At 63.0% G+C, this 13,316-nt stretch carries 10 protein-coding genes; 9 read left to right on the plus strand and 1 reads right to left on the minus strand.

Translation table 11 applies throughout. From position 1 onward, the window contains the following. Positions 1-424: 424 nt before the first annotated feature. The 7 genes from Q7L05_RS15190 (at position 425) to Q7L05_RS15220 (ending at position 7,873) form a co-directional block, all read left to right on the plus strand. The gene (locus Q7L05_RS15190) at positions 425-1,423 is read left to right on the plus strand and encodes an SDR family oxidoreductase (RefSeq protein WP_303908577.1); all 999 of its coding nucleotides are present in this window, start codon (positions 425-427) and stop codon (positions 1,421-1,423) included. A gap of 22 nt (positions 1,424-1,445) precedes the next feature. After that, entirely contained in the window at positions 1,446-2,492 is a 1,047-nt protein-coding gene (locus tag Q7L05_RS15195) for an endonuclease/exonuclease/phosphatase family protein (protein WP_303908579.1), read from the plus strand. A gap of 87 nt (positions 2,493-2,579) precedes the next feature. Next, positions 2,580-4,328 carry an FAD-dependent oxidoreductase gene (locus tag Q7L05_RS15200; RefSeq protein WP_303908581.1) on the plus strand — a complete coding sequence of 583 codons (1,749 nt, stop codon included), beginning with the start codon at positions 2,580-2,582 and terminating at the stop codon, positions 4,326-4,328. Positions 4,329-4,373: 45 nt separating this feature from the next. Further along, positions 4,374-5,678, plus strand: a complete 1,305-nt coding sequence (locus tag Q7L05_RS15205; protein WP_303908584.1) for an APC family permease — start codon at positions 4,374-4,376, stop codon at positions 5,676-5,678. Positions 5,679-5,761: 83 nt separating this feature from the next. Further along, a complete protein-coding gene (locus Q7L05_RS15210; protein WP_317623143.1) occupies positions 5,762-6,322 on the plus strand; it encodes an SAM-dependent methyltransferase in 561 nt (186 codons plus the stop codon). 155 nt (positions 6,323-6,477) lie between these two features. After that, positions 6,478-6,783 (plus strand): metal-sulfur cluster assembly factor, encoded by a 306-nt coding sequence (locus Q7L05_RS15215; RefSeq protein ID WP_303908591.1) that lies wholly within the window; start codon positions 6,478-6,480, stop codon positions 6,781-6,783. A gap of 4 nt (positions 6,784-6,787) precedes the next feature. After that, positions 6,788-7,873, plus strand: coding sequence for a hypothetical protein (locus Q7L05_RS15220; protein WP_303908594.1), 1,086 nt, complete (start codon positions 6,788-6,790; stop codon positions 7,871-7,873). On the opposite strand, the gene Q7L05_RS15225 is transcribed toward Q7L05_RS15220, so the two are convergent. After that, a complete protein-coding gene (locus Q7L05_RS15225) occupies positions 7,848-9,161 on the minus strand; it encodes an MFS transporter (protein ID WP_303908596.1) in 1,314 nt (437 codons plus the stop codon). The genes Q7L05_RS15220 and Q7L05_RS15225 overlap by 26 nt on opposite strands. A 189-nt stretch (positions 9,162-9,350) precedes the next feature. On the opposite strand from Q7L05_RS15225, the gene Q7L05_RS15230 reads away from it, so the two are divergent. Further along, positions 9,351-9,947, plus strand: coding sequence for a transglycosylase SLT domain-containing protein (locus Q7L05_RS15230; protein ID WP_303908600.1), 597 nt, complete (start codon positions 9,351-9,353; stop codon positions 9,945-9,947). Positions 9,948-10,427: 480 nt separating this feature from the next. Then, on the plus strand, positions 10,428-13,316 hold a 2,889-nt coding region (locus Q7L05_RS15235), incomplete at its 3' end, for an aminotransferase class V-fold PLP-dependent enzyme (RefSeq protein ID WP_303908603.1).

A 13,316-nucleotide genomic window follows, 5' to 3' on the forward strand; every position in this document is an offset into this window, starting at 1 on the left:
ATTACTTCGTCGCCGGGGCTCCTCGTAATGACAGCGGGGGCAAGTTCATCAGGAGCACTACCCGCCGCTGCGCGGCCCCGAATCGATGACGAACTCTTAGCTGTCATCAGGAGGGGCCCCAGGCGACGCGGCAATCCGGGGGTGGGGAGCAGGAGATTACTTCGTCGCTGTGGCTCCTCGTAATGACAGCGGGGCAAGTTCTTCAGGAGGAGCCTCGGGCGATGCGGCAATCTCGGGGTCGGGAGTAGAGATTACTTTGTCGCTGTGGCTCCTCGTAATGACAGCGGGGCAAGTTCTTCAGGAGGAGCCTCGGGCGACGCGGCAATCTCGGGGTTGGGAGTAGAGATTACTTCGTCGCCGGGGCTCCTCGTAATGACAGCGAGGCAAGTTCGTCAGAAGTTTCACCCAGCCACGGGAGACGTATATGGCTCAGGAAGAGCAATTCCGGCAGGCAGCAAAGATAGCGGCTGAACGGCAGAGGAACATCCAGCGCGCGATGGACGAGCACGACCAGCGCTCCAATGGTGGTGAGAACCGGGATTCCGCAATACAGGCCGGCCCTCATGGCTACCCCGAGCCTCCCCTTCCAGAGCAGCACCTCGAGAAACCGGGTTCCGAATCGGAGCTGAATCCACCACCCGAATACCGGGCGCCGGAGTACAAGGGGAGCGGCAAACTCCAGGGTATGAAGGCCCTGATCACCGGTGGCGATTCCGGGATCGGGCGCGCAGTGGCCGTACTCTACGCCAGGGAGGGGGCCGATATCGCCATTCTCTACCTCGATGCGGATGAGGATGCACGGGAGACGAAGAGCGCCGTGGAGAACGAGGGGGGAAAGTGCCTGGAGATCGCTGGCGACGTCAAGGATCCGGCGTTCTGTCGCTATGCGGTCGAGCGTACCCTGGAGGAGTATGGCCGGTTGGATATTCTGGTCAACAACGCGGCATTTCAGGAGCATGCCGCGTCGCTGGACGAGATCAGCGAGGAGCATTTCGACGAGACGCTACGCACCAACCTCTACGGTTACTTCCACATGGCCAAAGCGGCCGTGCCGCATCTGAAGTCGGGCAGCTCGATTATCAACACCGGCTCCGAGACCGGTATTTTCGGCCAGCCTCTCCTGCTCGATTACTCCCTGACCAAAGGTGGAATTCACGCCTTTACCAAGGCGCTGGCCACGAACCTGATCGCCAAAGGGATCCGGGTGAACGCCGTCGCCCCCGGTCCGGTGTGGACACCACTGAACCCCGCCGACCGGCCCCCGGGTACGCTTTCGAAGTTCGGTGCCACCACCGACATGAAACGCCCCGCACAGCCGGAGGAGGTGTCCCCGGCCTATGTATTCCTGGCCGCCCCCTCGTGTTCAGGCTACATCACGGGAACGGTGATTCCGGTCATGGGTGGCGTGACCGGCAGCGCCTGATTGGCTGATTCAGGAAAAACAGGTGGCAGGGGTACTCCATAGCTTGGGCCTGGCGCTGGTCGCCGCTGTGGTTGTGCCCTGGATACGCCAAGGTGACTGGTGGATCCGCATGTTTGACTTTCCCCGTCTGCAGCTTGCGGCACTTGGGCTGATCACATTGCTCGGCTACCGTTTTGTCGCCCCGTCGGTCGCCAGTTACGGCGTGCAACTCCTTCTGATTCTTGCCGTGTTCTATCAATTCCACCGCATTCGTCCCTTCACCCGTTTTGGCCCCTTGCAGGTCCAATGGGCAGATCCCGGCGATCCGGCGGCCATAAGGCTGCGTGTGATGATCGCGAATGTGCTGATGCCGAACCGACAGGCTGAAACCCTGCTATCGCTGGTCGCGCAGCATGAGCCCGATCTCTTTTTGGCCGTGGAGACGGATGAATGGTGGCAATCGCAATTGGATACCCTTCAGGGCAGCTATCCATTTGCCGTCCGCTGCCCATTGCCGAATACCTACGGGATGCTGCTCTATTCACGTTATCCTCTGATTCGGCCGGAGGTGAGATTTCTGATCGAAGATGATGTGCCCTCCATCAACACGGTCGTGGAACTGCCCGACGGGCCCGGCATTCACTTCCATGCGCTCCACCCGAGGCCGCCCAGACCGACCAAGCGCCAGGACTCGACCAACCGCGATGCCGAACTGGTCACTGTCGGGCAGCAGGTCGCGAGACAGCAGGGCCCGGTCGTCGTGGCTGGCGACTTGAATGACGTGGCATGGTCATACACTACCGATCTCTTTCAGCGCATCAGTGGCCTGCTTGATCCGAGGCGGGGCCGGGGCATGTACAACAGCTTCCACGCAGGTATCCCTTTTCTGCGTTACCCACTGGACCACCTCTTTCATTCGGAACATTTTCGACTTGCCCGACTGGAGCGGCTGGACAAGTTCGGTTCCGATCATTTTCCAATTCTGGTCGAGTTGGCCTACCGGCAGGATGCAGCACGGAGCCAGAGTGCGCCGGAAGCCGACACCGATGACCACGACCTGGCACGTGAGTTACGGGAGCGGGCCCGGTAGTAGACAAAGCTCCCGGCCTGCGCGGCAGGCGGCGGCATCGCGTCTACAGTCTCGGTATCAGCTCATGAAGGGAACCGGAGAAAAATCGTGTCGGAGAAACCCACCAGGATCGTCGTCGTTGGCGGCGTGGCCGCAGGGATGTCAGCGGCGGCCCGGGCACGTCGCCTTGACGAGCACGCACAGATCATCGTCTTCGAGAAGGACCGTTACGTCTCGTTCGCCAACTGCGGGCTGCCGTACCACATCAGCGGCGATATCCGCGATCGCGAAGAGCTGCTGGTGGTCACCCCGGATGACCTCTCTCGTCGCCTCAATCTCGAGGTCTACACCGAGCATGAGGTCATCCGCATCGACCGGGTGGCTAAGACCGTGAAGGTGACAGATCAGCGCAACGACAGCGTGCTCAAGGAGCACTACGATAAACTGATCCTCGCCACCGGAGCGACGCCTCTGCGCCCTGCGATGCCCGGAGTCGACCACCCCTACATTTTCACCCTGCGAAATATCCCGGATATGGACGCCATCAAGGCGACCGTGGATGCCGGGGTCTTCAGCGCCATTGTGGTGGGGGGTGGCTATATCGGTGTGGAGATGGCGGAGGCACTGCGACGCCGCGGACTGCGGGTGGACCTGGTCGAGCAGTCGGATCAAATCATGACCTCCCTGGACCCGGAGATGTCGCGTGACCTCGCTTATCACATGGAGAGTTACGGCGTGCATGTCACCCTCGGCAAGGGGGTACGTGAATTTCGTGGTGAAGATGGGCGGGTCGAGGTGCGGCTGGATGAAGATGACGTGCGGTTTGCCGATATGGCGATCCTGGCGGTCGGGGTGCGGCCGGAGGTGAAGCTGGCCAAGGAGGCCGGCCTGGAGATTGGCCGCTGCGGCGGTATCCGTGTCGATGAACACATGCGTACCTCGGATCCCTCCATTTATGCCGCCGGCGATGCGGTCGAAGTGCGTGATGCGATCACCGGCGAGTGGACCCTGATGCCGCTCGCCGGTCCGGCCAACCGCCAGGGCCGCATCGCGGCGGACCACATCTTTGGGCGTGAAAGCCGCTACAGGAGCAGTCAGGGGAGTTCCATTCTCAAGGTGTTCGACATGACCGGTGGCGGCACCGGTGTATCGGAAAAGAGTCTGCGTCGGGCGGGTATCCATTACCGAAAGGTCTATGTGCACCCCAATGGCCACGCCGCCTACTACCCGGGAACACACCCGATGCACCTGAAGCTGCTTTTCAGGGCAGACAGCGGTCATCTGCTCGGCGCCCAGGCGGTTGGCTTTGACGGTGTGGACAAACGCATCGATGTGCTGGCCACCGCGATCCATGCCGGTATGACCGTCTATGACCTGGAAGAGCTCGAACTCTCCTACGCTCCACCCTACGGTTCGGCCAAGGACCCGGTGAATATCGCCGGTTTCGTGGCCGCCAATCTTTTACGGGGGGACGTCAAACCCTGGTACGCGGAGGAGTGGCCGGCCCTTGTGGAGCAGGGTGGTGTGCTGGTTGATTTGCGCACACCGAAGGAATTCGCGTCCTGGAATATACCGGGGGCGATCAATATCCCTATCGGCGAGCTTCGGGGGCGCATTGGTGAACTCGACGCATATCGCGACCGCGGCCTCTATCTCTATTGTCTCTCGGGGTTTCGCAGCTACCTCGGTGTCCGGCAGCTCACTCAGAACGGCTTCGAACGGGTCTACAACCTGAGCGGTGGTGTGAAGACCTTTATGGCCTACCACCATAACCCGCTGGCATCGGGTCGCCCTGGCGGGCCCTGGATCTCCTATGCCGAAGACCGCGCCGGTGGGCCGGGCATATCGGTTGTTTGATGTGGGTTGGAAGACCCTCGCACGCAGGTTGTAGACCGGAGTCACATGGACGCTCGACCGCACCCCACCCTGAGATCGATCGACGTGGTGGCGATTATTGTCGGCCTCGTGATCGGCGCGGGGATCTTCAAGGCTCCCGCGGTAGTGGCCGCCAATGCAGGCAGCGAGACGGGGGTGATGCTGTCGTGGCTGGCGGGTGGGGTGATCTCGATTATCGGCGCCCTGTGCTATGCGGAACTGTCGGCGGCCTACCCCGATGCGGGCGGAGAGTATCACTTCCTGCGGCGAGCCTACGGCAACACCGTAGGCTTCCTCTTTGCCTGGTCGCGGCTGGTGGTGCTGCAGACCGGCTCCATCGCACTGCTTGCCTTCGTGATGGGTGACTATGCTGCCCAGATCGTCCCGCTCGGTCCTCATGGTCCTGCCCTGTTTGCGGCCGGTGCGGTCACCCTGCTCACTGCTATCAACCTGCTGGGACTGCGCTCCAGCAAGTGGGTGCAGAACCTGTTGACCCTCTTTACGCTGGGCGGGCTGGTCATGGTCATCATCGTCGGACTGGCGCTACCCGGATCGGTCGCCGCACCGCCCTCGACGGGTGGCGGCGACGCCACCTTTGGTCTGGCCATGGTGTTTGTACTGCTCACATACGGTGGCTGGAACGAGGCTGCTTACATCTCCGCGGAGCTTGAGGATGTCCAGCGGCGCATGTGGAAGGTCCTGGTGGTGGGGATCGGTACCATTACGCTGATCTACCTGTTGGTCAATTGGGCATACCTCAATGTGCTCGGCCTCGAAGCGATGGCTGAATCCGAGGCGGTCACGGCGGATCTGATGCGGCGGGTGTTGGGGGAGTCCGGTGCGAAAATGATCAGCCTTTTGATTGTGGCGGCCGTTTTCGCATCCATCAATGTGACCATCCTCACCGGGGCGCGGACGAACTATGCTCTTGCCAGGGACTTTCGACAGTTTCATCTGCTCGGCAACTGGTCGGCCACAGTGAATGCGCCGACTCGCGCACTGATGGTGCAGGGAGTCATTGCGCTCCTTTTGGTGGCGGTGGGATCGGCCAGCCGCTCCGGATTCGAGGCAATGGTGAGTTATATCTCACCGGTGTTCTGGCTCTTCTTTCTGCTTACCACCCTCTCCTTGCTCGTGCTGCGTCAGCGGGATCCGCACCGGCCTCGTCCGTTTCGCGTGCCGGTCTATCCTTACACGCCAGTGCTATTTGCAGCGGCCTGCGCCTACATGTTCTGGTCGAGCCTGCTCCACTCCGGCTGGGGTGCGCTGCTTGGCATGCTGGTGCTTGCGGCAGGTATCCCTTTCCGCTTGCCGCGATTCCGCCGGGAATGAACGGAACCCGACCATTGCTTCCAGGAGGAGCGCGAATGAGCATTCGAGCCCGTAATTGCAGTCTCGCCCTACTATTTCTGGTGATGTTGTCCCAACCGCTCACTGCCCAGTGGGCCGACAATCTGGACGTGCCCTATGTACCGACGCCCCAGTCGGTGGTGGATGAGATGCTGAGTATTGCCGGGGTTAGCGAGGATGATGTGCTGTACGACCTGGGGTCGGGTGATGGTCGTATCGTGATCACCGCTGCCGAGGAGTTCGGCGCGCGAGCGGTGGGTATCGACATCGACCCGGCCCGGATAGCCGAAAGCCGGGAAAACGCCAAGGTAGCCGGTGTCGAGGACAGGGTCCGTTTTATTCAGCAGGACCTGTTCGATGCTGACATCGGTGAAGCGACCGTCGTAACCCTCTATCTGCTGGGCTCCGTCAACGATCGGCTGCGTCCCAAATTGCTCGACGAACTCAGGCCCGGTACGCGGGTGGTGTCGCACGCGTTCGACATGGGTGATTGGCAACCGCTGGAGACCAGGTCTGTAGGCGGCAGCACCATTTATCTCTGGGAAGTTCCGGAAAAGGCCGGGCAGAGCCCGGAAAGAGCGGATAACCGTTCTCTGCCAAAGGAATCGAAAAGCGGCAGCGGTTGAGAAGTGAAGGGCCGGTTCCCCCGGACGCCGGTGTCGGTAGCCGGGTCGAACACCTGGCATTAAGACGGTCCTGGAAATGAGTTCGCCGGCGGCATGCGGTATGGTACTCACACGGGCTGGTGCTCGTGCTTGGTATCATGCCTGAAGGAGTCTGCATGGCTGGCGTTGAACGTGAAAAGCTGGAAAGTGCGTTGCGCGAAGTGATCGATCCCGAAGTCGGCGTCAATATCTACGACCTGGGGCTCATCTACGACGTGCTGGCGAGCGAAGAGGGCGATCTGCAGGTCCGCATGACCATGACCACGCCCGCCTGTCCCGTGAGTTCGATGCTGGCTGATCAAGTGCGTGAGGCCCTTCTCAAGCTGCCGCAGGTGCGGGATGTCGAGGTGGAACTGGTCTGGGACCCGCCCTGGTCACCGGAGCGCATGAGCGAGGCGGCACGGCGGCAGCTGGGATGGTGATGCGGTGAGGGGGCGCGATCTGCCAGCGCCGGCGCGACTGCCCCTGCTGGTGCTCGGATTTCTTTCCCTGATCCTCGGTGTCATCATCGGGCTGGTGCGACTGGGATGGACGCTGCCGTTGCCCTCGACCGAGTTGTTGGGGCTGCATGGACCGCTGATGGTTTCCGGGTTTTTCGGGACGGTCATCGGGCTGGAAAGGGCGGTGGCCCTTGCGTCCCGATGGGCCTACAGCGGTCCCGCACTGACCGGGGCGGGAGGAGTGGCGCTGATTGTCGGGGCGCCCACTACGGTGGCCGCCTCGCTACTGGCGGCCGGAAGCCTCGTCCTGGTCGCCGTCTCCTGGGTGGTCGTGCAGCGACAGCTCGCCCTGTTTACCCTGACCCTGGGGATGGGGGCCGTGGTCTGGTCGGTCGGCAATCTGATTTGGCTCGCCGGGGCACCGCTGGCCGATGTGCTCCCCTGGTGGGCCGGGTTTCTGGTTCTGACCATCGCTGGTGAGCGCCTGGAGCTGAGTCGCTTCCGCCCGGCTTCGACCTCGGCCAAGTTTGTTTTTGCTGTCGTTGCCCTGCTGTTGCTGGCCGGTATCGGCATCTCTTCCTTCAACGGGGCGGGGAGAATGGTGCTGGCTGCCTCGGTACTGCTGCTTGCACTCTGGCTCGGTCGCTATGACGTGGCGCTCTATACCGTGCGGGGCTCGGGACTACCCCGTTTTACCGCCGTGTGTCTTCTCTCCGGTTATGCATGGCTGGCGGTCGGCGCCCTCGTCGGCCTGTCGAGCGGCGGCCTGTTTTTTGGTTATGGCTACGACACCACGCTGCATAGCGTATTTCTCGGTTTTGTGTTCGCCATGGTCTTCGGCCATGCCCCGATCATTTTTCCCGCCGTAACGCGGTTCAATATCCCCTATCACCCGGTGTTCTACCTGCATCTGGTCCTGCTCCACGCCACACTCGCGCTACGGGTCGCCGGCGACCTCGGTGGCTGGATGGAGTTGCGCCGGATCGGTGCTCTCGGCAATGCACTGGTGTTGCTGCTGTTTATCGCCAACACGGTGGCGGCTGTGGTCAGGGGGCGACGGCCGGCAAGCTGATATTGCGGCAACGGGTCTCGGTGATGCGAAGGGCGGCAAACGTGGCCATTGCCGCGAAACCGGCCGAGGCGGCGAGACCGTAACGATAGCTTTGCAGATCGTAGACACGAACGCCCTCCAGCAGCGTGCCGTCCCAGCCCGCGTCGATTAGAGCGCCGAATAGCGGCTGCATAATCGCCGCCCCCAGGAACAGCCCGGTATTGACCACGGCGATGGCCATGCCGGCATTGGCCGGCCGGACCACCTCCTTGGCGGCGGCATAGGTGACCACAAAGCCCCCGGCCGAGATGCCGAGGAGGGTGTACAGCAGAAACCCGGAGAATCCCGGTCCCCACGGCAACAGCATCAGCCCCAGCCAGACGGCGCAGGAGAGCACACCGGCACCGAGGATCACCGGTCGGCGCCGGCCCATCCGATCAGAAAGGCCGCCCATCAGGAATGAGCCCCCGGCGAAGCCGGCCAGTGCTGCGGTGGTATAGAGCGAGGCATCACTCCCCGAGAGGTCGAATACATCCCGCATCAGGGGCAAACCCCAGAGGCCGGCGAACGCAAACAGGCTTCCGGTGATGCCGAAATTGACCCAAAAGCCCGGCCATACGGCCCTGTTGCCCAGTACCGCCCGCAACTCGTGCCACCAGTGCCGCTCCCGTGGGGGCTCCTCCGCTTCGCCTGCCATCGCCCGCACCGAGGGGAAACCGGCATCCTGCGGCCGATTGCGCACAATCCACCAGCTTAGCAGGGCGAGAAGGATGGAGATAAACCCGGCCGTAACAAATACACTGCGCCACGAGTATTGCAGCAGCAGCATCGCAAGTGGGCCGGCGGCCAGGATTGAACCCATATTGCCCAGGAGCAGGGTAAGGCCGCTGACCAGGCCGTAGCGCTGGTCGCTGAACCAGACGGTATTCCACTTCATCAGGCCCACGAACACCACCGAGACACCCAGCCCGACGAAGAACCGGCCGACCGAAGCGGTCATGAAATCGGGGGCCAGGCCGAACAGCAGGGAGCCGCCGCCCGCCACCAGTGCCCCGATGGTGACGCTCAGACGCGGCCCGAGGGTATCGGCCAGGACTCCCGAGGGCACCTGCATGGCGGTATAGATGTAGTAGTACATCGCGGCCAGGGAACCGAGCGCCGCACCACTGGTGCCGAAGGTCTGCATCAGGTCGGCGGAGACCGCGCCGGGTGCCATGCGGTGGAAGTAGACCATCATGTAGGAGGCCACCAGCAGGCCGAAGATGGTCCAGCGGACACGTTGGAAGCGGCGGTAGGAGTCGGGGCTCATGGTGGATTCAGCAATGGATTCGGTTGCATACGATAACCCGTTCCACTGCCAAGCAGAACCAGCAGGCTCTGCCCCGGCCAGGCCGCCTTTCCACATCCCCTTGGGGCATCCGGCCTTACCACAAACATTGGCGGGGCGGGATCTGCATGCGATGATATCTTTCTGGATCCCACCCAACGGTTTTTTTTCATGCGCTGGATACCGATTCTGTTGCTGTTTGTCCTTGCCGGCTGCGCCACGACACCGCCCAGCAATATGGATGACAGCTGTGAAATCTTTCGGGAGAAGAATGGCTGGTATGACGTGACCCGGGATGTCTACGAGCGCTGGGGCGTCCCTCCCCATGTCCAGTTGGCGATCATCCATCAGGAATCGCGCTTTCAATACGATGCCAAGCCGCCCCGGCGCAAGCTTCTGTGGGTGATCCCCTGGTTCCGCAAATCCTCGGCCTACGGCTTCGCACAGGTGAAGGACTCTACGTGGGACTGGTACCGGGAGAAGACCGGAAAGCGCTGGGCCAGCCGGGATGATTTCGAGGATGCCGTCGATTTCATCGGTTGGTACGGCAACATGACCTACAAGACCCTGGGCATCTCCAAGTGGGACACCTACAAGCAGTATCTGGCCTATCACGAGGGCCACGGCGGCTATCGTCGCGGCACCTACCGAAGCAAGCCGTGGTTGATCAAGGTCGCTGGCCGGGTCAAGGTCCGCGCCAGCCGCTATCACACCCAGCTCAGTGGCTGTAAGGAGGAACTGGAATCCTCGGGCTGGTGGCCGTTCTGAACGACGGGTCGGCTACACTCCGGGTGTGGGCAGTGATTCGGGACGATCCAACGAGTGGAGCCACGTTCGCGGGGGCCATCCAGCCGTGGCGGCGGGTTACCGCGCGCTGTCGGTACGGGCAATCCGGACGGATAGTGCTTCGCGTGTAACTCACCTTGCGGCGACTGGAGGCAATTGGTCCGGAGGCACACCCTGAAGCCGAATAGCGCGGTAGCGCGTATCAAGTTGGGGAACCATGCTCACCTGTTAGAGGGTAAACACATACTCACACGGCATGGAAAAAGCGATGCAAGTCCTTGAAATCGGGTACGCCGTGAATATCTCCCTGTAGGCTCGACTGCCGCGTCCCTGCGGCAAACGACCCGCTTTCAAGGACTTGCATCGCTTTCTGCAAAGTATGCGGTTGCCCTGACCTGTCTGGTGCCTGGCGTTGTTCCCGGCCCTGTGGGCTTTTTTCGGAAGCGATGGTGGTGGGCTGACGTGAGCTGGAAGAAATCGATCTGCGGAATCTGTCCCTCGGGCTGCTGGATCGAGGCGCGAACGGAAGGCGGGCGGCTGACGGAGGTGCGGGCGGACCCCGATCATCCCCTGGGGGCGATGTGCCGGCGCGGGCGGCATGCACCGGAGATCGTCCACTCCGAACACCGGCTGCGCACCCCTCTCAGGCGAACCGGGGCCAAGGGCGAATTCGCCTTCGAACCTATTACCTGGGAGGAGGCCTACGAGCTCATCGCCGAACGCCTGCAGACGCTAAAGGCGGAATCCGGCCCCGAGGCGGTGGGTGTCTACACCGGCCGCGGTGCCTTCGAGCTCTCCCTCTGCGACCTGTATCAGCCCAAGGGGGTGGCGATCTCCTCCGCCTCCAGCGTTCTGTTCCCGTTCGGTTCACCCAATACCTTCGGCGTCGGCGCGCTATGTTACGTGGCCTTCGCCATGATTGCGCCGCACACCACCCTGGGCCGTTACTACCACGACCTGTTCAGCGATATCGAACACGCCGGTGCGGTGCTGGTCTGGGGCGCCAACCCGGCCACCGATTCGCCGCCCCGTGACCTGGAGCGGTTGGAAGCGGCGGCCGCCCGTGGCGCCCGCATCGTGGTGATTGACCCGCGTCGTACCGAGACGGCGGAGCGCACCGGTGCCGAGTGGGTGCCGATTCGTCCGGGCACCGACGGCGCCCTGGCGCTGGGCCTGATCCAGGTGCTGCTGGAGGAGGATCGCTACGACGAACACTTCGCCGAACAGTGGTGCCATGGCTTCGACGATCTGGCCCGCTATGTCCAGCACTTTCGTCCGGAGGTGGTGGCCGGGATCACCGGCGTGCCGGCGAAGAAAATACGTGACTTGGCCCGGCTGGTGGCGGAGAGCAGCGGCTGCTGTCCGGTGATGTACACCGGTCTTGAATACTCCAATACCGGCGTGCAGGCGGTGCGCGCGGTGTTGACGCTATTCGCACTCGCGGGCCAGCTCGACGTGCCGGGCGGCATCGGCCTGACCATGGCCGGCGGGCAATTTCCCGTCAACCGCAGCTGCAACCAGCCGAACCCCGATAGCGCACGCGCCATCGCCCGTGACCGCCTGCCTCTCTACACCCACTACCGTGAAGAGTCGCATCCGCTCGGTCTGGTGGACGCAGTACTCAAGGGCGAGCCTTATCCCCTGCGGGGGCTTATCGTGCAGGGCGCCTCCCTGCTCACCTCCTGGCCGCAGACTCCCATCTGGCGCGAAACCCTGGCGCGACTGGATTTTCTGGTCTGCATCGATCGTCAGCGCACCGCCGACATGGACTATGCCGATGTGGTGCTGCCGGCCACCACCATGTTCGAGATCGACTCCTACATGACCTACGGCCCTGTTTTTCGCCTGCGCGACAAGTTGATCGAGCCGGTCGGTGAGGCGCGTGGCGACTATCGCATCATGGCGGACTTGGCCGAACGGTTGGGTTATGGCCACCTGTTTCCGCAGGAGGGCGAAGAGGTGCAGCGCTTCGTGCTGGAGGGATCCGGCTTCACGCTGGAGCAGGTGCGGGAGGCGGGTGGCTGGGTGCGCCAGGAGACGCCCATGATGGAGTACCGCAAGTGGGAAAAGGGAGTGTTGCGTGCAGATGGACAGCCCGGGTTCGATACGCCGACGGGCCGTTTCGAGATTGCCTCCACCCTGCTCGAGGACTTTGGCTACGAGCCGCTGCCCAGGTACACCGAGGTGCGCGAGGGACCGCTGGGCAGCCCGGAGCTGCTGGAGGCATTCCCCCTGGTGTTCAACTCCGGGGCCCGCCCCGACACCGATTTCCGCTCCCAGCACCACGGGATTTCCGGTCTGGTGAAGCAGCAGCCGGAACCGGTGGTGGAACTGCATTCGCAGGATGCCCGCCGACACGGTATCGGTGACGGGGATCTGGTTGAGGTGGAGACCCCGCGCGGGGCCGTGCCGTTTCGCGCCCGGGTGGGTGAGAACATCATGCCCGGCACTATCGAATGCAACATGGGCGGCGGCACCCCGGTCGGACCGCCCGCCTGGCAGGCATGGAATGTCAACGAGTTGACCGACATCGATAATTACGACCCCATCTCCGGCTTCCCGGTCTACAAGGCGCTGCTGTGCCGGATACGGCGGCTGGAACCGGGCACGCCGCGTCCCCGGCCGCGCAGAAGGGTGGCGGGGGGCCGGCACCAGCAGATGCCGTCCGGACGGGAGCGGGTCTATCTGGACAACAACGCCACCACCGCTGTGGCCCCGGCTGTGCGGGAGGCGATGCTTCCCTGGCTGGAGGTTCAGTGGGGCAATCCATCCAGCCTTCACCGTGATGGGCGCATGGCCCATGAGGCGGTGGAAAGTGCCCGCCGGGAACTGGCAGCCCTCATCGGTGCGCGGCCGCGGCGGCTGGTCTTTACCGGCGGCGGCTCCGAGGCCAACAACCTCGCCATCAAGGGGATCGCCTTCAGCGCCGCCCCGGGCGCCCACCTGATTACCTCGCTGGTCGAGCACCCGGCGGTGCTCAGGACCTGCCGTTTTCTGGAGCGGATGGGCTGGCGTGTGAGCTATCTGCCGGTGGATGGTGAGGGCCGGGTACGGCCGGAGGTGCTGCGCCGGGCGATCACCGACCAGACCGCACTGGTCTCGATCATGCTGGCCAACAATGAGGTCGGCACGATTCAGCCAATTGCCGAGCTGGCGGCCATGGCCCGTGAGCACGGCGTCCCGTTTCACACCGACGCGGTGCAGGCGGTTGGCAAGATCCCGGTCGATGTGGAGGCTCTGGGTGTCGATCTGCTGAGTCTCTCCGCCCACAAGTTTCACGGGCCCAAGGGTGTGGGTGCCCTCTACCTGCGCAAGGGTCTGGAGCTGGAGGCGCTGGTCCATGGTGGTGGT

The sequence above is a fragment of the Thiohalomonas denitrificans genome, assembly GCF_016841685.1.
GTDB lineage: Bacteria > Pseudomonadota > Gammaproteobacteria > Thiohalomonadales > Thiohalomonadaceae > Thiohalomonas > Thiohalomonas denitrificans_A.

Excerpts from the sequence above, each read along its gene's own strand:
- Q7L05_RS15215 (WP_303908591.1), top strand. The coding sequence starts at position 6,478 with ATGGCTGGCGTTGAACGTGAAAAGCTGGAAAGTGCGTTGCGCGAAGTG.
- Q7L05_RS15205 (WP_303908584.1), top strand. The coding sequence starts at position 4,374 with ATGGACGCTCGACCGCACCCCACCCTGAGATCGATCGACGTGGTGGCG.
- Q7L05_RS15190 (WP_303908577.1), top strand. The coding sequence starts at position 425 with ATGGCTCAGGAAGAGCAATTCCGGCAGGCAGCAAAGATAGCGGCTGAA.
- Q7L05_RS15230 (WP_303908600.1), top strand. The coding sequence starts at position 9,351 with ATGCGCTGGATACCGATTCTGTTGCTGTTTGTCCTTGCCGGCTGCGCC.
- Q7L05_RS15225 (WP_303908596.1), bottom strand. The coding sequence starts at position 9,161 with ATGAGCCCCGACTCCTACCGCCGCTTCCAACGTGTCCGCTGGACCATC.
- Q7L05_RS15210 (WP_317623143.1), top strand. The coding sequence starts at position 5,762 with ATGTTGTCCCAACCGCTCACTGCCCAGTGGGCCGACAATCTGGACGTG.